19 protein-coding genes are annotated in these 17,793 nt (G+C 73.8%); 14 read left to right on the forward strand and 5 right to left on the reverse strand.

The features are described from left to right. The first annotated feature begins 54 nt into the window (after positions 1-54). From pcaG to QUE38_RS11530, 8 genes are all read left to right on the forward strand, one after another. Positions 55-444, forward strand: coding sequence for a protocatechuate 3,4-dioxygenase subunit alpha (pcaG, locus tag QUE38_RS11495; RefSeq protein ID WP_350227645.1), 390 nt, complete (start codon positions 55-57; stop codon positions 442-444). Next, positions 441-1,613, forward strand: coding sequence for a lyase family protein (locus QUE38_RS11500; RefSeq protein ID WP_286308385.1), 1,173 nt, complete (start codon positions 441-443; stop codon positions 1,611-1,613). Before pcaG ends, QUE38_RS11500 begins: the two co-directional genes overlap by 4 nt. Further along, positions 1,610-2,863 (forward strand): bifunctional 3-oxoadipate enol-lactonase/4-carboxymuconolactone decarboxylase PcaDC, encoded by a 1,254-nt coding sequence (pcaDC, locus tag QUE38_RS11505; protein ID WP_286308386.1) that lies wholly within the window; start codon positions 1,610-1,612, stop codon positions 2,861-2,863. Before QUE38_RS11500 ends, pcaDC begins: the two co-directional genes overlap by 4 nt. A gap of 12 nt (positions 2,864-2,875) precedes the next feature. Further along, complete coding sequence (locus QUE38_RS11510) at positions 2,876-3,655, forward strand: CoA transferase subunit A (protein WP_286308387.1); 780 nt, start codon at positions 2,876-2,878, stop codon at positions 3,653-3,655. Beyond that, positions 3,655-4,302, forward strand: coding sequence for a CoA transferase subunit B (locus tag QUE38_RS11515; protein ID WP_286308388.1), 648 nt, complete (start codon positions 3,655-3,657; stop codon positions 4,300-4,302). The genes QUE38_RS11510 and QUE38_RS11515 overlap by 1 nt, the downstream gene beginning before the upstream one ends. Next, complete coding sequence (locus QUE38_RS11520; protein ID WP_286308389.1) at positions 4,299-5,513, forward strand: acetyl-CoA C-acetyltransferase; 1,215 nt, start codon at positions 4,299-4,301, stop codon at positions 5,511-5,513. Before QUE38_RS11515 ends, QUE38_RS11520 begins: the two co-directional genes overlap by 4 nt. Positions 5,514-5,744: 231 nt before the next feature. Continuing rightward, a complete protein-coding gene (locus QUE38_RS11525; RefSeq protein ID WP_286308390.1) occupies positions 5,745-6,206 on the forward strand; it encodes a hypothetical protein in 462 nt (153 codons plus the stop codon). Between the two features lie 125 nt (positions 6,207-6,331). Next, positions 6,332-7,405, forward strand: a complete 1,074-nt coding sequence (locus QUE38_RS11530) for an NADH:flavin oxidoreductase/NADH oxidase (RefSeq protein ID WP_286311800.1) — start codon at positions 6,332-6,334, stop codon at positions 7,403-7,405. Positions 7,406-7,412: 7 nt separating this feature from the next. On the opposite strand, the gene QUE38_RS11535 is transcribed toward QUE38_RS11530, so the two are convergent. The 3 genes from QUE38_RS11535 to QUE38_RS11545 form a co-directional block, all read right to left on the reverse strand. Then, the gene (locus QUE38_RS11535) at positions 7,413-7,706 is read right to left on the reverse strand and encodes a DUF4287 domain-containing protein (RefSeq protein WP_286308391.1); all 294 of its coding nucleotides are present in this window, start codon (positions 7,704-7,706) and stop codon (positions 7,413-7,415) included. A 56-nt stretch (positions 7,707-7,762) separates the two neighbouring features. Then, a complete protein-coding gene (locus tag QUE38_RS11540) occupies positions 7,763-8,167 on the reverse strand; it encodes a cupin domain-containing protein (protein ID WP_286308392.1) in 405 nt (134 codons plus the stop codon). 82 nt (positions 8,168-8,249) lie between these two features. Continuing rightward, on the reverse strand, positions 8,250-8,843 hold the full coding sequence (locus tag QUE38_RS11545) for a hypothetical protein (protein ID WP_286308393.1): 594 nt from the start codon (positions 8,841-8,843) through the stop codon (positions 8,250-8,252). Between the two features lie 127 nt (positions 8,844-8,970). On the opposite strand from QUE38_RS11545, the gene QUE38_RS11550 reads away from it, so the two are divergent. From QUE38_RS11550 to QUE38_RS11560, 3 genes are all read left to right on the forward strand, one after another. Further along, the gene (locus tag QUE38_RS11550) at positions 8,971-11,706 is read left to right on the forward strand and encodes a helix-turn-helix transcriptional regulator (RefSeq protein WP_286311802.1); all 2,736 of its coding nucleotides are present in this window, start codon (positions 8,971-8,973) and stop codon (positions 11,704-11,706) included. 117 nt (positions 11,707-11,823) lie between these two features. After that, positions 11,824-12,648: an alpha/beta fold hydrolase gene (locus QUE38_RS11555; RefSeq protein WP_286308394.1), complete on the forward strand. Its 825-nt coding sequence runs from the start codon at positions 11,824-11,826 to the stop codon at positions 12,646-12,648. A 71-nt stretch (positions 12,649-12,719) separates the two neighbouring features. Beyond that, positions 12,720-13,562 carry an alpha/beta hydrolase gene (locus QUE38_RS11560; protein ID WP_286308395.1) on the forward strand — a complete coding sequence of 281 codons (843 nt, stop codon included), beginning with the start codon at positions 12,720-12,722 and terminating at the stop codon, positions 13,560-13,562. Positions 13,563-13,752: 190 nt separating this feature from the next. Here the strand turns inward: QUE38_RS11560 and QUE38_RS11565 are convergent, their stop codons facing one another. After that, positions 13,753-14,223, reverse strand: a complete 471-nt coding sequence (locus tag QUE38_RS11565) for an Lrp/AsnC family transcriptional regulator (protein WP_286308396.1) — start codon at positions 14,221-14,223, stop codon at positions 13,753-13,755. Positions 14,224-14,325: 102 nt separating this feature from the next. Between QUE38_RS11565 and QUE38_RS11570 the strand changes: the two genes are divergently transcribed. From QUE38_RS11570 to QUE38_RS17625, 3 genes are all read left to right on the forward strand, one after another. Then, positions 14,326-14,997 carry a YitT family protein gene (locus QUE38_RS11570; RefSeq protein ID WP_286308397.1) on the forward strand — a complete coding sequence of 224 codons (672 nt, stop codon included), beginning with the start codon at positions 14,326-14,328 and terminating at the stop codon, positions 14,995-14,997. Between the two features lie 106 nt (positions 14,998-15,103). Continuing rightward, entirely contained in the window at positions 15,104-16,381 is a 1,278-nt protein-coding gene (locus QUE38_RS11575; protein ID WP_350227467.1) for a DUF7800 domain-containing protein, read from the forward strand. Next, on the forward strand, positions 16,378-16,881 hold the full coding sequence (locus tag QUE38_RS17625; protein ID WP_350227468.1) for a hypothetical protein: 504 nt from the start codon (positions 16,378-16,380) through the stop codon (positions 16,879-16,881). The genes QUE38_RS11575 and QUE38_RS17625 overlap by 4 nt, the downstream gene beginning before the upstream one ends. A gap of 129 nt (positions 16,882-17,010) precedes the next feature. Here the strand turns inward: QUE38_RS17625 and QUE38_RS11580 are convergent, their stop codons facing one another. Beyond that, a complete protein-coding gene (locus tag QUE38_RS11580; protein WP_286308398.1) occupies positions 17,011-17,682 on the reverse strand; it encodes a hypothetical protein in 672 nt (223 codons plus the stop codon). Positions 17,683-17,793: the final 111 nt, after the last annotated feature.

Below are 17,793 nucleotides of genomic sequence, written 5' to 3' on the forward strand. Positions count from 1 at the left end.
CGGCACCGTGCTCGACGGGGCCGGCGACCCGGTGCCCGACGCGTTCGTCGAGATCTGGGGGCGGATGCCTCCGGCAAACCGTCCACCGAGCTCGGCTCGTTCGACCGCGACCAGCACGGGTTCGCGGGCTTCGGCCGGTCGGCCGCCGACCGCGCGGGCCACTACTCGTTCACGACGATCAAGCCCGGCGCGATGCGCGAGGGCTCGGCGCCGTACCTGCTGGTGGCGGTGTTCGGCCGCGGCATCCTGCAGCACCTGTTCACGCGCGCGTACTTCGGCGACGAGGCGGAGGCGAATGCGGGCGACCCGCTGCTCGGCCGCATCGACGAGGGGCGGCGAGACACGCTGATCGCGACGCCCGACGGCGAGCGCTCGTACCGGTTCGACATCGTGCTGCAGGGCGAGGGTGAGACGGTGTTCCTCGACTACGGTACGGAGATATGACCGCAGCCTCCTGGGGTCTGTTGGACCCGGCCGGTGCCGGCGCCTCGGCGACCGGCGACGACGCGGTGCTCCGGGCGATGGTCGACGTCGAGGCGGCGCTGCTGCGCGCGTGGGGCGACGTGCTCGGCGAGTCGCTCGACGCGGCGGCCGCGGTGCTCGACGCCGACGCGCTCGACCGCACGTCGCTCGTCGAGGGCGTGGCGCGCGACGGGGTCGTCGTGGTCGCGCTCGTGCCGCTGCTGCGCGCACAGCTCGAGGCCGCGGGTGAGCCCGCGGACCGGCTGCACCTCGGCGCGACCAGCCAGGACGTGGTCGACTCGGCGCTCATGCTCGTCGCCTCGCGTGCGCTCGCGTCGGCGCGCGAGTCGCTGCTCGCCACCGGGTCGGCCCTCGCGGCGCTCGCCGCCGCGGGGCACCGCGACCCGCGGGTGGCCCGCACCCTGGCTCGACCCGCGGCCCCGTCGACGCTCGGCGTGCTCGCCGCGGGCTGGCTCGACGGCGTGACCTCCGCGATCGCGGCCCTCGACGCACTCGAGTGCCCGGTGCAGTTCGGCGGCGCGGTCGGCACGGGGGCGGGGGCGGATGCCGCTGCCGGACGCTCCGGTGCGGCCGACGAGGTGCGAGCGGCGCTCGCCGCGCACCTCGGGCTCGCCGACCCCGGCCGCTCGTGGCACACCGAGCGCAGCGCGGCGCTCGCCGTCGCGCACGTCGCCTCGACCGTCGTCGCGGTGCTCGGGCGCATCGGACGCGACGCCACGCTGCTCTCCCGCCCCGAGTTCGGCGAGGTCGTGCTCGCGGGCGGCGGCGGATCGAGTGCGATGCCGCACAAGCGCAACCCCGTCGACGCCGTGGCGCTCACGGCGGCCGCGGTCGAGGCGCCGGGACTCGTCGCCACCGTGACCGCATCGGCCTCGGCCGCCGACGAGCGGCCCGCGGGGGAGTGGCACGCCGGATGGGGTGCGTTCCGACGGCTGCTCGCGCTCGCCGAGTCGGTGTCAGCCGCGTCCGCCCGGCTCACCGGGGGCATGGCGTTCGACGCCGGCCGCGCGGCCGAACTGCTCGCCTCGAGCGGCGTCGGCGATGCGGGCGAGGTCGAGCTCGGGGCATCCGACCGCATCGTCGACCGGGCCGTCGCCCGATTCGCCCACGTCAGAGGAGGAGACGCATGAGCGTGCCCGTGCTGCGCGGATCGTTCGCGCCCGGCACCGTCGCCGCCGGCACCCAGCCGCTGCTGGTGCTGCTGCCGTCGCTCGGCACCACGACCGCGCTCTGGGACGGCGTCGTCGCCCGGCTGCGCGCCGACGCCGCGGGGTCGCGCCTGCGCATCCTGCGCGTCGACCTGCCCGGCCACGGTGCGAGCCCCGTCGTGACCGAGCCGTTCACCGTCGCCGAGCTCGCCGACGCGGTGCTCGCGATCGTCGACGAGGCGGGCGGCGGGTCGTTCCACCTCGCAGGCGTCTCGCTCGGCGGCACCGTCGCGCTCGAGCTCGCCGCCGCCCACCCCGACCGGGTGCGCAGCCTCGTCGACTCCTGCAGCGGGGCCCGCATCGGCACGCCCGAGGGGTGGGCCGACCGGGCCGCGTCGGTGCGCGCGAGCGGCACCGCGTCGCTCGTGACCGGCAGCGCCGAGCGCTGGTTCGCGCCCGGGTTCCTCGGTGCCGACGACGGGGCGGGCTCGCGCGCGCTGCACGCGCTCGTCGACATCGACGACGAGTCGTACGCGCGCTGCGCGGAGGCGCTCGCTGCGTTCGACCGCACGGCCGACCTGCCCGCGGTCGACGTGCCGACCCTCCTCGTGAGCGGCGAGCACGACGCGGTCACGACCCCCGCGTCGATGCAGGCGATGGCCGACGCCATGCCCGACGCCGTGCACGTCGAGCTCGACGGCGTCTCGCACCTCGCCGTGCTCGAGGCGCCGGATGCGGCGGCCGACCTGCTGCTCGGGCTCCTGCTGCGCGCGGAGACCGGCGTCGAGGCATCCGCTGCCCATGCCCGCGGCATGCGGACCCGGCGCGGGGTGCTCGGCGACGCGCACGTCGATCGCGCGATCGCCGGCACGACGCCCGAGACGGCCGCGTTCCAGGACTTCATCACCCGCTACGCCTGGGGCGAGGTGTGGTCGCGGCCCGGGCTGAGCCGCCGCGAGCGGTCGATCGCCACGCTCGCGAGCCTCGTCACCGGCGGCCACGAGGCCGAGCTCCGCATGCACGTGCGCGCTGCGCTCCGGAACGGACTCAGCCCCGACGAGATCTCCGAGGTGCTGCTGCACACCGCGCTCTACGCCGGCCTGCCGCCGGTGAACTCGGGGCTCGCGATCGCGCGCGAGGTGTTCGCGGAGGTCGCCGCCGACGAGGCATCCGATACCGCGCCCGACTCGGCCGACCCCGCCGCCGAGCCGACCGCGCCTGACCAGGACTGACCCGGAGGAACTATGGACAAGACCTATGCGTCGGCCGACGAGGCCGTCGCCGACATCCCGTCGGGGTCGTCGCTCGCCGTCGGCGGGTTCGGGCTCTCGGGCGTGCCGATCGTGCTGATCCGCGCGCTGCTCGCCCGCGACGTCCACGACCTCGAGATCGTGTCGAACAACTGCGGCGTCGACGGCTGGGGCCTCGGGCTGCTGCTCGCCGACGGCCGCATCCGCCGCATCATCGCCAGCTACATCGGCGAGAACAAGGAGTTCGGGCGGCAGTACCTCTCGGGCGAGGTCGAGGTCGAGCTCACCCCGCAGGGCACGCTCGCCGAGCGGCTGCGCGCGGGCGGCGTCGGCGTCCCCGCGTTCTACACCGCGACCGGCGCGGGCACCGCGGTCTCCGACGGCGGGATGCCGCTGCGCTACGCGCCCGACGGCTCCATCGCCCTCGCGAGCGACCCGAAGGAGCTGCGCCCGTTCGACACGTTCGGCGCGAGCCGCGAGTACGTGCTCGAGCAGGCGATCCGCACCGACTACGGCCTCGTGCGCGCCGCAGTCGGCGACCGGCACGGCAACCTGCGGTTCGAGAAGGCCACCCGCAACTTCAACCCGCTCGCGGGCATGGCCGGCAAGGTCACGATCGCCGAGGTCGACGAGCTCGTCGAGCCCGGCGTGCTCGACCCCGACGACATCCACCTGCCCGGCATCTACGTCGACCGCGTCGTCGAGCTCACGCCCGAGCAGTCGGCCGACCTGCCGATCGAGAAGGTCACCGTGCGCACCCGAGGAGGCGTCTGATGCCGCTCACCCGCGACGAGATGGCCGCACGCGCGGCCCGCGAGCTCGAGGACGGCTCGTACGTGAACCTCGGCATCGGGCTGCCGACGCTCATTCCGAACCACCTGCCCGAGGGCGTCGAGGTCGTGCTGCACTCCGAGAACGGCATCCTCGGCGTCGGCCCGTATCCGTGGGAGGGCGAGGAGGACCCGAAGCTCATCAACGCCGGCAAGGAGACCGTCACGGTCGTGCCCGGCGCCGCGTACTTCGACTCGGCGTCGAGCTTCGGCATGATCCGCGGCGGGCGCGTCACGCACGCCGTGCTCGGGGCCATGCAGGTCTCGGCGGGCGGCGACATCGCCAACTGGGCCGTGCCCGGCAAGATGGTGAAGGGCATGGGCGGGGCCATGGACCTCGTCAACGGCGCCGAGCACGTGCTCGTCGTCATGGAGCACGTGGCGAAGAACGGCTCGTCGAAGATCGTGCCGCAATGCACGCTGCCGCTCACCGGCCGCGGCTGCGTCGACCGCATCATCACCGACCTCGCGGTGTTCGACGTGACCGACGCCGGGCTGGTGCTCATCGAGCTCGCGCCCGACGTGACGGTGGAGCAGGTGACGGATGCCACCGAGGCGCCCTTCACCGTCGCCGAGGGGGTCGCGGCATGACCGAGCTGCGCACCGCGGTCATCTGCGCGCCCCTGCGCACGCCCGTCGGGCGCCTCGGCGGGGCGCTCGCGCCCGTGCATGCGCGTGAGCTGGCCGTGACCGTGCTCGAGGCGCTGCTCGAGCGCACGGGTCTTGATCCGGCGGCCGTCGACAGTGTGATCGGCTCGCAGGGCTACCCGACGATGGAGTCGCCGGCGTTCGGCCGGGTCGCCGCCCTCGACGCGGGCTTCCCGGTGACGACGGGCGGCTACCAGCTCGACCGCCGGTGCGGATCGGGCCTGCAGGCCGTGGTCAACGCGGCGATGGAGGTGCAGACCGGGGCATCCGATGTCGTCGTCGCCCTCGGTGCCGAGTCGATGTCGAACGCACCCCTCTATACCGAGGAGGGGCGGCGCGGACTGCCCGCCGGTGGGCTGATGCTGCATGACGCGCTCGCGCGTGGTCGCGAGACCGTCGGCGGCGTGCGGTTCCCGACGCCCGAGGGCAACGTCGGTTCGGCCGAGCTGCTGCGGCGCGAGTACGGCATCTCGCGCGAGGCGCAGGACGCGCTCGCGCTGCGGTCGCACCAGCGGGCCGTGGCGGCGTGGGAGTCGGGCGCGTTCGCCGCCGAGACCGTGCCCGTCACCGTGCCGGGCCGGCGGGGCGACACCGTCGTCGACCGCGATGAGCACCCGCGCGCGGATACGACGCTCGAGGCGCTGGGCGGCTTGCGGGCGATCCTGGGGCGTACCGACCCCGATTCCACCGTCACCGCGGGCAACGCCAGCGGCCAGAACGACGCGGCGGCGGCGTGCATCGTCACGACGCCCGAGCGCGCCGCCTCGCTGGGGCTGACCCCCGTGCTGCGACTCGTCTCGTGGGCCGCCGCGGGCAACGACCCGCTGCGCTTCGGCGTCGCGCCCGTGCCCGCCGCGAACCGCGCGCTCGAGCGGGCCGGGCTCGGCTTCGCCGACCTCGACGTGATCGAGCTCAACGAGGCGTTCGCCGTGCAGGTGCTCGCGTGCCTCGCCGACTGGGGCCTCGACGCCGAGGACCCGCGCCTCAACCCGCGCGGCAGCGGCATCTCCATCGGCCACCCGATCGGCGCGACCGGCCTGCGCATGCTCGCGACCCTCGCCCACGAGCTGCCCGACCTCGACGGCGAGCTCGCACTCGAGACCATGTGCATCGGCGGTGGCCAGGCGCTCGCCGCGGTCTTCGCGCGCGTCTGAGGCGGCGCCGCTCCGCGGCATCCGCTCGCCCGTTCTCGCGTCGGTTGGACACGAGACCCGTCGAAAGGCTGCGCTCTCGCGGCTGAGAGCGCAGGGAATCGACGGGTCTTGGGGTGGGCGACGTATCCGACGATTCCTCTGGTAAGCGGGCCTTGCAATCCGCTACGCTCGGTCGCAACGCGCCGACGCGTGTGCACCACCTCAGGAGTGACGGACCGATCAGGGGCGGCCATGACCGACGAACGTGCACCACTTCCCGACGACAGCGGCGCGACGACGCCCGGCACCACCAGGCGCGGCGCACTGCGCGCGGTCGCATGGTCGGTGCCCGTGATCGCGGTGGCGGCGACCGCGCCGCAGGCGGCCGCCAGCGCGCCGCCCGACGACCCGAACTGTCAGAGGTACATCAACCTGATCGCGTGTCATCGGGACCAGGACGGCGACCTGTACGCAACCATCTGGGCGGAAGTGGTCAACCCGTGCGAAAGCCCCCTCGAGGTGCTGAGCTTCTCCCTGCGGGTGGGCGCCGACGAAATCCTGACCGGGTCGAGCTCGGTCATCCCGCCGTATGGCAGCGAGTACTACGACGTGTACGATCACCTCGTATTCAGCGACGACGTCGTCATCGAGGCGATCGCGGAGACGTCCTACGGCACGCTCTCCCAGTCGACGACACCCGACGCGGTGTGCTAGAGCCTGATTGCGGGGAACGCTCGCATCGGTCGTCGCGTTGTGCTGGGCGGGTGACCATCGCCGACGTGCGATGATCGCCCGGGCACGAGATTCGTCGTGCGCGCCGTTCCGACCCGGGAGATCCCCTGCCTGCCTCGCTCTTCGACCCGATCACGCTCCGCGGCGTCACCGCCCGCAACCGCATCTGGGTGCCGCCCATGTGCCAGTACCACGCGGATGCCCGTGACGGCATGCCGACCGAGTGGCACCACGTGCACCTCGGCGCCCTCGCACGCGGCGGGGCCGGCGCGATCATCGTCGAGGCGACCGCGGTCGTGCCCGAGGGGCGCATCAGCCCCCAGGACCTCGGGCTCTGGAACGACGACCAGCGCGACGCACTTCGCCCGATCGTCGACTTCATGCACGGGCAGGGCGCGCTCGCGGGCATCCAGCTCGCGCATGCGGGGCGCAAGGCGTCGACGTACCGGCCGTGGGCGGACGAGCGCGGATCGGTGCCCGTCGCCGAGGGCGGCTGGGAGGCGTTCGCGCCGAGCGCGGTCGCCTTCGACGGGTACGCGGTGCCGACGGCGCTCACCGTCGACGGCATCGCGGAGGTCGTGGCGGCCTTCGCGGCATCCGCTTGCCGTGCCGTCGACGCCGGGTTCGACCTGCTCGAGCTGCACGCCGCGCACGGTTACCTGCTGCACGAGTTCCTGTCGCCGCTGAGCAACCTCCGCACCGACGAGTACGGCGGCTCGCTCGCGAACCGCGCGCGCATCGTGCTCGAGGTCGTCGACGCCGTGCGCGCCGAGGTGGGGGAGACCGTGCCGCTGCTGGTGCGCTTCTCGGCGACCGACTGGACCGAGGGCGGATGGACGCCTGCGGAGATGGAGCAGGTCGCGCGCTGGGTCGCCGACCGCGGCATCGACCTCGTCGACGTGTCGTCGGGCGGCAACGTCCACGCGCGCATCCCGCTCGGGCCCGGGTACCAGGTGCCGTTCGCGTCGGGGCTGCGCGACGCGACGGGCGTGCCGACCGCTGCGGTCGGGCTGATCGACGAGGCGGAGCAGGCGGCCGAGGTGGTCGCGTCGGGCGCCGCAGACGTGGTGCTCGTCGGGCGCGAGGTGCTGCGCGACCCGAACTTCCCGCTGCGCGCCGCGCGCGAGCTCGGCGTCGCGGTCGACTACACGCCGCCGGCGTACGAGCGCGCCTACCGCTAGGCGGGGCTCAGCGGTTGGGGTTCGTGGCGGCGCCGTCGAGCCAGAGGGTGTCGGATGCGTCGCGATGCGAGCCGTCGGACCCCACGTGCTTCGCCGGCACGATCTTCGGGCCCTTGCTGATCACCTGCGCGAGCGCGTTCGCGTGCCCGTGGCCGAGACCGTACTCCGCCTTCAGCCACGCGACGATCGGGCCGACCTTGGCCCCCTCCTCGAACCCCTGCTCGCGCGCCGCGTCGATCAGCTGGCGCGGCGTGAGCCCGGTCTTCTGCTCGATCGTGTCGAGGTAGGCCTGGTACGACATGGGGTGCTCCTTGCTGGTCGAGTGCGGTGAATTGCGGATGCCGGTCGGCCGGCGCCTCAGCCCGGATGCTCCGGGTCGGCCCAGACCTGCACGATCACGGCCGACGCGTGGATGCACAGCACCTTGAGCCGATCGGTGCCGGCGTTGACGAACCGGTGCCACACGCCCGCGGGCACCGTGGCGGTGTCGCCCGGCCCGGCGACGAGCTCGCGGTCGCCCATCGTGATGCGCGCCGTGCCCTCGAGCACGATCCACGTCTCGGTGTAGGGGTGCCAGTGCAGCCCGGGCCCCTCGCCCGGTTCGTTATCGACCCAGAAGTACGAGACGTTCGCGCCGTGCTCGGCACCGACGAACCGGCGCGTCCGCCCCGTGCCGATGCGCAGCGCGTCGGCGGACACGATTCCGGGCGTCTCGGGCGCGGTCGGTGACGGCTGCTGCGTGATCTCGGTCGTGTACACCATGCACCTCGATTCGATGAGGGGTGCCGCAGACGCGGGCATCCGTTGCGGAAACTACCACTCCGGGGTGCGGGAGCGGCAGGGCTCACGACGAGATCTCGGATGCCGGGGCGTTCAGCGCGCGGAACGGGATCGCCGCTGCGACGTACAGCACGAGGAGGAGCGACCCCGCGAGCACGGCGACCCAGGCGCCGCGCGGGGAGTTCAGCGCGAGTACGCTCCCGGCGATGGCGGGCACCGTCGCGACGATCGCGACGAGGAGGGCGGCCGCGAGCACGCCGCACACCCAGCGGGCCCACGCGCGGCGCCCGCCGATCGCGTACCCCGCGGCGATCGCGCCGAGCGCTACGCCCAGCGCACCGCCGCCGAGGCCCTGGGTGAGGAAGTCGACGAGCGCACCGGGCAGGGCGAGCGGCACGGCCGCGAAGAGCAGGGGAGCGGATGCCGCCCAGCGCAGTGCCCGCCGATGCCGCACCGGATCGGCTGCGGCCGCAGCGCCGAGCGCCACCCCGATGATCGCGCCCGGCAGCAGCAGCGCGAGGAACGTGCCGACCCAGTGCACCGCGGAGATCGCGCCGCTGATCTCGGCCATGTACGCGCGGAACGACGCCGCCCACGCCAGACCGCACACGCCGCCGACGGCGGCCCATGTGCTCACCCGCGCTCGCGTCGTACGCATGCCGTGCCCCTCGCCCGCACTCTACGCCCGCCCCGCCGCCAGGCCCTCCGTGCGGGCCCGGGGCACCCGCCCGGCGCCGTGAAAACGCTCTCTGGACGTCCGCCCGCCGCGGGTCTACGTTGAGCGCATAGACGCGGACACCCCTTCCCTCCTCGGCCGCGAGCGCGAACTCGGACAACTCCTCGCCCTCGTCGCCCACGCGCGCAATCGCGCCGGCGGCGCCCTCGTGGTGCGCGGCGAGCCGGGCATCGGCAAGACCACGCTCGTCGGCGAGCTGGCCCGCCTCGCGCAGGGCGTGCGCGTGATCCGCGCCGACGGGTTCGAGGCCGAGCAGTCGATGCCGTACGCCGCGCTGCAGCGGCTCGGCAATCCGCTCGCGCGCCACCTCGACGCGCTGCCCGCCGGGCAGGCGACCGCCCTCCGCATCGCCGCGGGGCTCGCCGACGGCCCGCCGCCCGACCGCTTCCTCGTCGGCCTCGGCACCCTGTCGCTGCTCGCAGCGGCGGGAGAGCAGCAGCCCGTGCTCTGCATCGTCGACGACGCGCACCTGCTCGACCCGGAGTCGCTCGAGGTGCTCGCGTTCGTCGCCCGGCGCCTCCAGGCCGAGGCGGTGGCGCTGGTGCTCGCGGTGCGGCCCGAGGCATCCGTCGCCCCTGCCCTCGCCGGTGTGCCCGCGCTCGAACTCGAGGGGCTCGACCGGCGGTCGGCCGTGCGGCTGCTGACGGGCGCGGCGAGCGAACCGATCGATCCGTACCTGGCGACGCGCGTGGCCGAGGAGACGGGCGGCAACCCCCTCGCGCTCGTCGACCTCGCCCACGGGTCGCCGAGCGAGCTCACCGCACGGGCCGTCGCCGAGGAACCGGTGCCGATCGGCGAGCGGCTCGAGGCGCACTATGCGCGCCGGTTCGCGACACTGCCCGACGACACGCGGCTCTGGCTGGGCGTCGCGGCGGCCGAGTCCACGGGCGACGGGGCTGCGATCGCGGCTGCGGCTGCACAGCTGGGTCTGGCGACGGATGCCCCCGAGCCCGCCGAGCGGCTCCACCTGGTGTCCGTGCGGGGCGACGTCGCGTTCCGGCACCCGCTCGTGCGCGCCGCCGTCTACGACGCCATGCCGAGCGCAGACCGGCGCCGCGTGCACCGCGCGCTCGCCGACGTGGCGGAGCGTGACGGCCGCGAGGCATCCGCTGCGTGGCATGCCGCCGCCGCCGTCTCGGGCACCGACGAGGCGACCGCCGCTCGGCTCGTGCGCGCCGCCGACTCGGCGGGTGGCCGGGGCGGCACCGCGTCGCGGGCCCGGCTGCTCGCCCGGGCCGCCGACCTGACCCCGCGCGGCGCCGACCGGGACGGCCGGCTGCTCGATGCCGCCGAGGCGGCCGCGGCGGCGGGTGCCGTGCAGCTCGCCCTCGAGCTCGTGGCATCGCTCGACCCCGAGCGTCTCGACGACGTCGGCCGCGGGCGCGTGCTCGCGTTGCGCGCGGTCCTCTCGCTGTTCGTCGGCGACGCGCAGGGCATCACCGGCGGCACGGCGTCGATGCTCGAGGCCGCCGCCCTGTTCCACGCCGCCGACCCCGCGCGCGAGCAGCGCGCGCTCGTGACCGCGTTCGAGCTCTGCCTCACGACCGAGTGGATGATGCGCGATGCGACGCTGGCGGAGGTGGGCGCGCGCGTCGGCGCCGGCGTGGGCGTCGCCGACGGCGCGTTCGACGTGGCGCTCACGGCGATCGAGGCGCACATCCTCGCGCCGTACCGGGAGTCGGCGCCGAAGCTGCGCGCGGCCGTCACCATGCTGGAGGCCGCCGACGACGCGCTGCTGGGGGACTACACGACGTTCACGGTGGCGTCGACCATGGCGCTGTGGGACGAACGGGCCTGCCTCGACCTGCTCCGTCGGGCGGCGCGCGCCGCGCGTGAGGCCGGTGCGCTGCGCGCGCTGGACACGACGCTCTGGGTGCTCGGGCTGATCGAGCTCGCGATCGGCGACGTCGTCGCCTGCGGCCGCACGATCGAGCAGGTGCGCGAGCTGCGGCGCGCCATCGGCTACGACGCCGAGCAGGTGGTCAACGCCGGCTACCTCGCGTGGGCGGGCGCGCCGGTCGAGGTCGTCGAGCAGGTCGCGGAGGGCGCGCGTGCCGGCGGCTGGGGCGGGGTGTGGTCGCTCGCCGAGCACGGCCTCGCCGTGCGCGCGATCGCCGAGGGGCACTACCGGGATGCGTTCGAGCGGCTGCATCCGATGGTCACCGAGCGCGATTTCCTGCAGGTGACCTACCGGCACCTGCCCGACTACGTCGAGGCCGGCGCGCGGGCGGGCAGGGCCGACCTCGTGCGCCCGTCGCTGGCGCGGCTCGAGCACCAGGCCGAGGTGAGCGGCACGCCGTGGATCCGCGGGGTGGCCTCGCGGTCGGCCGCGGTCATGGCGGGCGACGACGAGGCCGAGCGGCTCCACCTCGACGCGATCGCGCACCTGTGCCAGACGCTCGCGGTCGGTGACCTCGGGCGGGCGCACCTCGTCTACGGCGAGTGGCTGCGGCGCATGAAGCGTCGCCGCGAGGCGCGCGAGCAGCTGCGCGAGGCGCTCGCGATCTTCCAGCGGGCGGGTGCGGTCGCGTTCGCCGAGCGCGCCCGCGTGGAGCTCGCGGCCACGGGCGAGCACGTGCCGCACCGTGAGCCCGGCGCCGCGGACGAGCTCACCCCGCGCGAGTCGACCATCGCGGAGCTGGCCGCCGCCGGCCGCACCAACGCCGAGATCGGCGCGACCCTCTTCATCAGCGCCAACACGGTCGACTACCACTTGCGCAAGGTGTTCCGGAAGCTCGGCGTCACCTCCCGACGACAGCTGGCCGAGCGGATGCCCCGGGGCTGACGCCCGCCCCCGTCCATCCGTCCGCGACGACTACGTGCACCACGTGGTTCGGCGACCCGCGCGTGGGGCGCAGCATCGAGGCATCCGCTGCACCAGCTCGCCCACGAGGAGGCCGCCATGCCGTACGTCACCACCGATGACGGTGCCGAGATCTTCTACACCGACTGGGGCTCGGGCGGGTCGCCCGTGATCCTGAGCCACGGCTGGCCGCTGAACTCCGACGCGTGGGCGGCCGCCGCGCGGTTCCTCGCCGACCACGGCCACCGCGCGATCGCTCACGACCGGCGGGGGCACGGACGCTCGAGCCGCACCTGGGACGGCAACGAGATGGACACCTACGCCGACGACCTCGCCTGCCTCATCGACCACCTCGACCTCACCGACCTGACCCTCGTCGGGCACTCGACCGGCGGCGGCGAGATCACGCACTACCTCGGCCGGCACGGCAGCGCGCGCGTCGCGAAGCTGGTGCTCGTGTCGGCGGTGCCGCCGCTGATGCTGCGCACCGACGACAACCCGGAAGGATTGCCGATCGACGTGTTCGACGGGATCCGCGCCGGCGAGGCATCCGATCGCGCCCAGCTCTACCGCGACCTGGCCGACGGGCCGTTCTTCGGCAACAACCGCAACAACGACGTGTCGCAGGGCACGCGCGACGCGTTCTGGCTGCAGTCGATGGCGTGCGGGCACCGCGCCGCGTACGAGTGCATCGCCGCGTTCTCGGCGACGGACTTCCGCGCCGACCTCGCCGCGGTCGACGTGCCGACGCTCGTGATCCACGGCGACGACGACCAGATCGTGCCGTTCGAGGTGGGCGGCAAGCGCTCGGCCGCCATGGTCGACGGCGCGACCCTGCTCGTCTACGAGAACGGCGCGCACGGCCTGCCCGACACCGAGCGCGACCGGTTGCACGCCGACCTGCTCGCCTTCATCGACTCCTGAGCTCCGGCCCCGGGCCGGCGCCCTGAACTCGCAACGCCCCCTGCCACCCACCACCACGAAAAGGACACATCATGACCGAGACGACCCCCGCCGCAGGCAGCCCCGACACCATCGTGCTCGTGCACGGCCTCTGGATGACCCCGCGCAGCTGGGAGGGCTGGAAGGCCCACTTCGAGGCGAAGGGCTACACCGTGCTCACGCCCGCCTACCCCGGGTTCGAGATCGAGGTCGAGGCGCTCCGCGAGCAGCCCGACGTCATCGCGAACCTCACCGTGCCCGAGACCGTCGACCACCTCGCCGGCGTCATCGAGGCGCTGCCGAAGCCGCCCATCATCATGGGGCATTCCTTCGGCGGCACGCTCACGCAGCTGCTGCTCGCACGCGGCCTCGGGGCATCCGCCGTCGCCATCGACTCGGCCCCGACCGAGGGCGTGCGCGTCACGCCGCTGTCGCAGGCGAAGTCGCTGTTCCCGGCGCTCAAGAGCCCGGCGACCCGGCACCAGGCGGTCTCGTTCACGCAGGAGGAGTTCCACTACGCGTTCACGAACACGCTGACGCGCGAGGAGTCCGACGCGGTCTGGGAGAAGTACGCGATCGGCGCGCCCGGCAACTGGATCTGGGCGTACGGCCTGCTCGCGAACTTCACGCCCGGCCACCAGGAGACCTGGGTCGACTACACGGCCGACCGTGCGCCGCTGCTGTTCATCGGCGGCGGGGCCGACCACATCATGCCGCCGTCGGTGAACAAGTCGAACGCGAAGCACTACGCCAAGTCGCCGGCCGTCACCGAGTACTTCGAGTTCGCGGGCCGATCGCACTGGACCTGCGCCGAGCCCGGCTGGGAGGCCGTCGCCGACCACGCGCTCGAGTGGGCGGTGGCGCACGCCCGGCCGGCCGTGGAGGCGGTCGCGTAGGCGGGCTGCGGGTTCGCGGATGCGGAGATCGCAGGCGACACACCGAATCGGATGCCTCGGGAGCGGCGTGTCGGCACGGGTCTCCGCATCCGCGTGCGAATCGTCGGACGGAACGGGCGCCACGCCGTGCGTCGCGGCCCGACACGCCGCGGGAGTCCTTCGTTTCGCACGGTCGACGCCCGCGCAGGCGTCAGCCGGCCGCGACGCGCTCCAGCAGCGCCGAGACGCGCGGGCCCATGACCTCGTCGAGCGAGATGACGGTGCCCGAGCGCTCGACGCCGTCGATCGCCAGGATGTCGGCCGTGATGCGCCGCAGGTCGGAGGTGTCGCGCGCGACGACCTTCAGCAGGTAGTCGGCGTCCCCGGTCGTGGAGTGGACCTCGACCACCTCAGGGATCTGCACGAGGGCGGACTCGGTGGCAGGGGCATCCGCCTGCCTGGCCTCGAGCGAGATGAACGCGGTGAGCTTCAGGCCGAGCGCGGCGGGGTCGATGCGGCGGCTCGTCGCGCCGAGCACGCCGCGGTCTGCGAGGCGGCGCAGGCGCGCGTGCGCGGTGTTGCGGGCGATGCCGAGGCGGCGCGAGAGTGTGAGGATCGTCGCGTCGGGTTCGTCGTCGAGCGCGAGGAGGATGCGGGCGTCGAGCGGGTCGATCTCGTCCATGCTGCGCATTCTGCCGCATCATCCGCTCCGATGTGAGCATCTGTCGCAGTCGGATGCACCTGAGTTGCGACACCCGGCAGGTCGAACCGATGATCGGTGATCATGACGACCGACTCGCGCCCCGCTGCCGACGCCCGCCCCGCCGACGCGCCCGCTGCGCCGGCCGGCGGCCCCGCGGCATCCGTGCGCCACTCGTTCCTCGACGACCTCACCGGCATGGCCACCGGCGTCTTCGTGGCATCACTCGGCCTGTTCCTGCTGAACAGCGCGCAGATGGTGACCGGCGGCACGGCCGGACTCTCGCTGCTGATCGGCTACGTCACGGGCATCCCGTTCGGCATCGTGTTCCTCGGCGTGAACCTGCCGTTCTTCGTGCTCGCGGCCCTGCGGAAGGGCTGGCGGTTCACGGTCAAGACCGCGATCGCGATCGTGGCGGTGTCGGCGCTGTCGTCGTTGCATCCGCTCGCCATGCCCGGGTTCGAGATCGACCCGCTGTACGGCGCGATCGCCGGCAACCTGCTCGCGGGCATCGGCCTGCTCGTGCTGTTCCGGCACGGTGCGAGCCTGGGCGGCTACAACGTCGTCGCGCTGCTCGCGCAGGAGCGCCTCGGCTGGCGCGCCGGCTACGTGCAGATGGCATTCGACCTGGTCACCGTGCTCGCCGCGATCGCCACCATCACCCCGCTGGGGCTCGTGTACTCGCTGCTCGGGGCGGCGCTGCTCAACCTGGTGCTCGCGCTCAACCACCGACCGGGGCGGTACTTCGGGGCGTGAGCGGCTCGGGCGCCTGATGGCGTGACCGGCGCCGGTGCCGGATAGTCGGCGCGGAAATCTCGCGCAACCCCGTGACGCGACCGGGCGCCGGCGGGAGAATCGGGGCATGGCGGATTCCCCGATCGTCCTCGGACCGATGCTGCGCTACACCGACGAGACCTCGGCCGCGGTCTGGGTCGAGACGGCGACGGATGCCACGGTCACCGTCCGCGCCGACGGTCGCGAGTGGCACGCACGAACGTGGGCGGTGCACGACCACCACTACGCGCTCGTCGAGGTGGACGGGCTGGAGCCCGGCTCCAGGCGCGAGTACGAGGTGCTCGTGGACGGTGCGCGGGCGTGGCCCGAGGCATCCGACGCCCCGCCCTCGGTGATCGCGACGCGGTCGACCGACGCCGGCCTGCGCATGGCGTGGGGGTCGTGTCGCACGAGCGTGAGCCACGACGCGTACGGCAACCGGCGGCACGGCGTCGACGCGATGCGGGCGTTCTCGCTCGCCATGGTCGACGACGACGGGCTGCGACCCGACCTGATCCTGCTGCTCGGCGACCAGGTGTACGCGGATGTCACGACGAAGCCGATGCAGGAGTTCATCGCCGAGCGGCGCGACCTCAGCGAACCGCCGGGCAAGGAGCTGCAGGACTTCGAGGAGTACGCGCACCTGTACAAGCTCGCCTGGTCGGACGACGCGAACCGGTGGCTGCTCTCCACGGTGCCGAGCGCGATGATCTTCGACGACCACGACGTGCGCGACGACTGGAACGCCTCGCTCACCTGGAAGCGGAAGATGGAGCGGACGTCGTGGTGGTACGGCCGCATCGTCGCCGGCCTCGCGTCGTACTGGGTGTACCAGCACCTCGGCAACCTGTCGCCGACCGAGCGCGCCGAGGACGAGCTCTGGCAGCGCATCGCCGCCCACGACGGCGACGACGAGCTCGACCTGAGCGACGTGATCGACGCCTTCGCCGCCCGCGTCGATCGCGAGCCGTCGACGTACCGGTTCAGCTTCGCACGCGACTTCGGCGACCTGCGGCTCGTGGTCGTCGACTCGCGCACGGCGCGCGATCTCGACCCCGACCATCGTGCGCTCGTCGGCCACGGCGAGTGGGAGTGGGTCGACGCCCAGCTGCAGGGCGGTTTCCGGCACCTGCTCGTCGCGACCTCGCTGCCGTGGCTGCTGCCGATCGGGCTGCACCACGTCGAGGCGTGGGACGAAGCGGTCTCGCAGGGGGCCTGGGGGCCGACCGCGGCCCGGGTCGGCGAGGTGCTGCGGCAGACGGTCGACCTGGAGCACTGGGGTGCGTGGCAGCACAGCTTCCAGGAGCTGGCACGTGCTGCGACGGAGGTCGCCGACGGCGAGCGGGGGATGCCCCGGAGACCGTGACCGTGCTCTCGGGCGACGTGCACTACTCGTACGTCGCCGAGGTCGAGCGCGACCACGGCAGCCGCATCGTGCAGGCGGTGTGCTCGCCCGTGCGCAATCCGCTGCCGATCGTGATGCGCTGGTTCTCGGTGGTGATGTCGTACGGCGTGGCGAAGCCGTTCGGCGCCGCGGCGGCCCGTTCGGTGAAGGTGCCCGACCCGCCGTTCGAGTGGCGCACGACGAAGGGGCCGTGGTTCGACAACAACCTGTCGGTGCTCGAGCACGGTGCCGACGGGCTCACGCTGTCGTGGCACACGGGTGACACGACCGGGCGTGCGCCCGAGGACCCGGTGCTCCAGGAGGTCGCCCGGGTGCTGGTCGGGCCGCGCGGAGCGCCCGGCTACGTCGAGCCGCCGAGCGTCGGCGACGGCCGCGCGAACGGCGCGGGGCCGCTGTCTCGGGCCGGACGCTGGGTGGGCGCGACCGCGGCCGATGCGCGCTCGCTGGTACGGCGCGGCTGAGGCCCGGTCGGCGTGCTCTGAGCGACGGGGAACGACAGCGACGACAGCAGCGACGAGCGGATGCCCCGGGGCCGCGTGGCCCCGGGGCATCCGTGTGTTCCCCTTGGTGTTCCCCTCGTGTTCCCCCGGTCAGTTGGCGATGCCGCCGCAGAGCACCGGCACGGTGGCCTCGAGCGGGATCGCGCCGCTCAGCGACGAGGCCATGCTCGCGAACGGGTCGTCCGCGTTGAAGGCGTAGGCCCCGTTGCCGTCGAAGTCGATGCCGTGCACGACGACCTGCACGGTGCCGGCGTCGGTGTAGCCCGGCACGTCGGTGAACGTGCGCTGGTAGTACAGGTAGCCGTTCGCGTCGGCGACGGCGAACCGGTCGAGCGCGAGCGCGCTGGCCGGGCTGGTGTCGCCGGTCGACGTGAGCGACGTGACGATGCCGCCGTAGAACGGGATGCCGTCGACCACCGAGACGACGCCGTCGACGCCGGCCGCGCCGGGTCCGGGGCAGGCCATGTCGGTCGCCGGTCCGGGCACGCCGTGCAGGTGCATCGCGTGCGGCAGGTTCGGCGACAGGCCCCACGCCTCGACGGTGACCTGCAGCTTGCCGTTCGGCAGCGCCTTCACGCGCGTGGTGCCGCTGGCGGCGCTCTCGGGCACGGATGCCGGCTGGATCGCGTCCAGGCTGTAGCTGTAGCTCGCCACCTTCGGCGACGGGTTCGTGTCGTGGGCGGCGTTCGCCGCGGTCGCACCGCCGATCGCCAGCGCGATGCCGGCCGTCGCGGCCAGTGCGGCTCGTGTTGCGTTCCTCATCGGGTACTCCTTCGTCCTGCTGAGCGTCGGGCGCCGTGCGCTCTCGCGTCGGGCGGGGCCCGTGACGGCGTCGGATCGGCCGTCAGGGAGGAGTTCGGAGCGGTCGGCCGG

It is taken from the genome of Agromyces mangrovi, assembly GCF_030296695.1.
Lineage (GTDB): Bacteria > Actinomycetota > Actinomycetes > Actinomycetales > Microbacteriaceae > Agromyces > Agromyces mangrovi.

Coding starts and splice junctions, on each gene's coding strand:
- QUE38_RS11580 (WP_286308398.1), bottom strand. CDS start 17,682: ATGAGGAACGCAACACGAGCCGCACTGGCCGCGACGGCCGGCATCGCG.
- QUE38_RS11515 (WP_286308388.1), top strand. CDS start 3,655: ATGCCGCTCACCCGCGACGAGATGGCCGCACGCGCGGCCCGCGAGCTC.
- QUE38_RS11575 (WP_350227467.1), top strand. CDS start 15,104: ATGGCGGATTCCCCGATCGTCCTCGGACCGATGCTGCGCTACACCGAC.
- QUE38_RS11545 (WP_286308393.1), bottom strand. CDS start 8,843: ATGCGTACGACGCGAGCGCGGGTGAGCACATGGGCCGCCGTCGGCGGC.
- QUE38_RS11560 (WP_286308395.1), top strand. CDS start 12,720: ATGACCGAGACGACCCCCGCCGCAGGCAGCCCCGACACCATCGTGCTC.
- QUE38_RS11520 (WP_286308389.1), top strand. CDS start 4,299: ATGACCGAGCTGCGCACCGCGGTCATCTGCGCGCCCCTGCGCACGCCC.
- QUE38_RS11500 (WP_286308385.1), top strand. CDS start 441: ATGACCGCAGCCTCCTGGGGTCTGTTGGACCCGGCCGGTGCCGGCGCC.
- QUE38_RS11565 (WP_286308396.1), bottom strand. CDS start 14,223: ATGGACGAGATCGACCCGCTCGACGCCCGCATCCTCCTCGCGCTCGAC.
- QUE38_RS11535 (WP_286308391.1), bottom strand. CDS start 7,706: ATGTCGTACCAGGCCTACCTCGACACGATCGAGCAGAAGACCGGGCTC.
- QUE38_RS11555 (WP_286308394.1), top strand. CDS start 11,824: ATGCCGTACGTCACCACCGATGACGGTGCCGAGATCTTCTACACCGAC.
- QUE38_RS11570 (WP_286308397.1), top strand. CDS start 14,326: ATGACGACCGACTCGCGCCCCGCTGCCGACGCCCGCCCCGCCGACGCG.
- pcaDC (WP_286308386.1), top strand. CDS start 1,610: ATGAGCGTGCCCGTGCTGCGCGGATCGTTCGCGCCCGGCACCGTCGCC.
- QUE38_RS11540 (WP_286308392.1), bottom strand. CDS start 8,167: ATGGTGTACACGACCGAGATCACGCAGCAGCCGTCACCGACCGCGCCC.
- QUE38_RS11510 (WP_286308387.1), top strand. CDS start 2,876: ATGGACAAGACCTATGCGTCGGCCGACGAGGCCGTCGCCGACATCCCG.
- QUE38_RS11525 (WP_286308390.1), top strand. CDS start 5,745: ATGACCGACGAACGTGCACCACTTCCCGACGACAGCGGCGCGACGACG.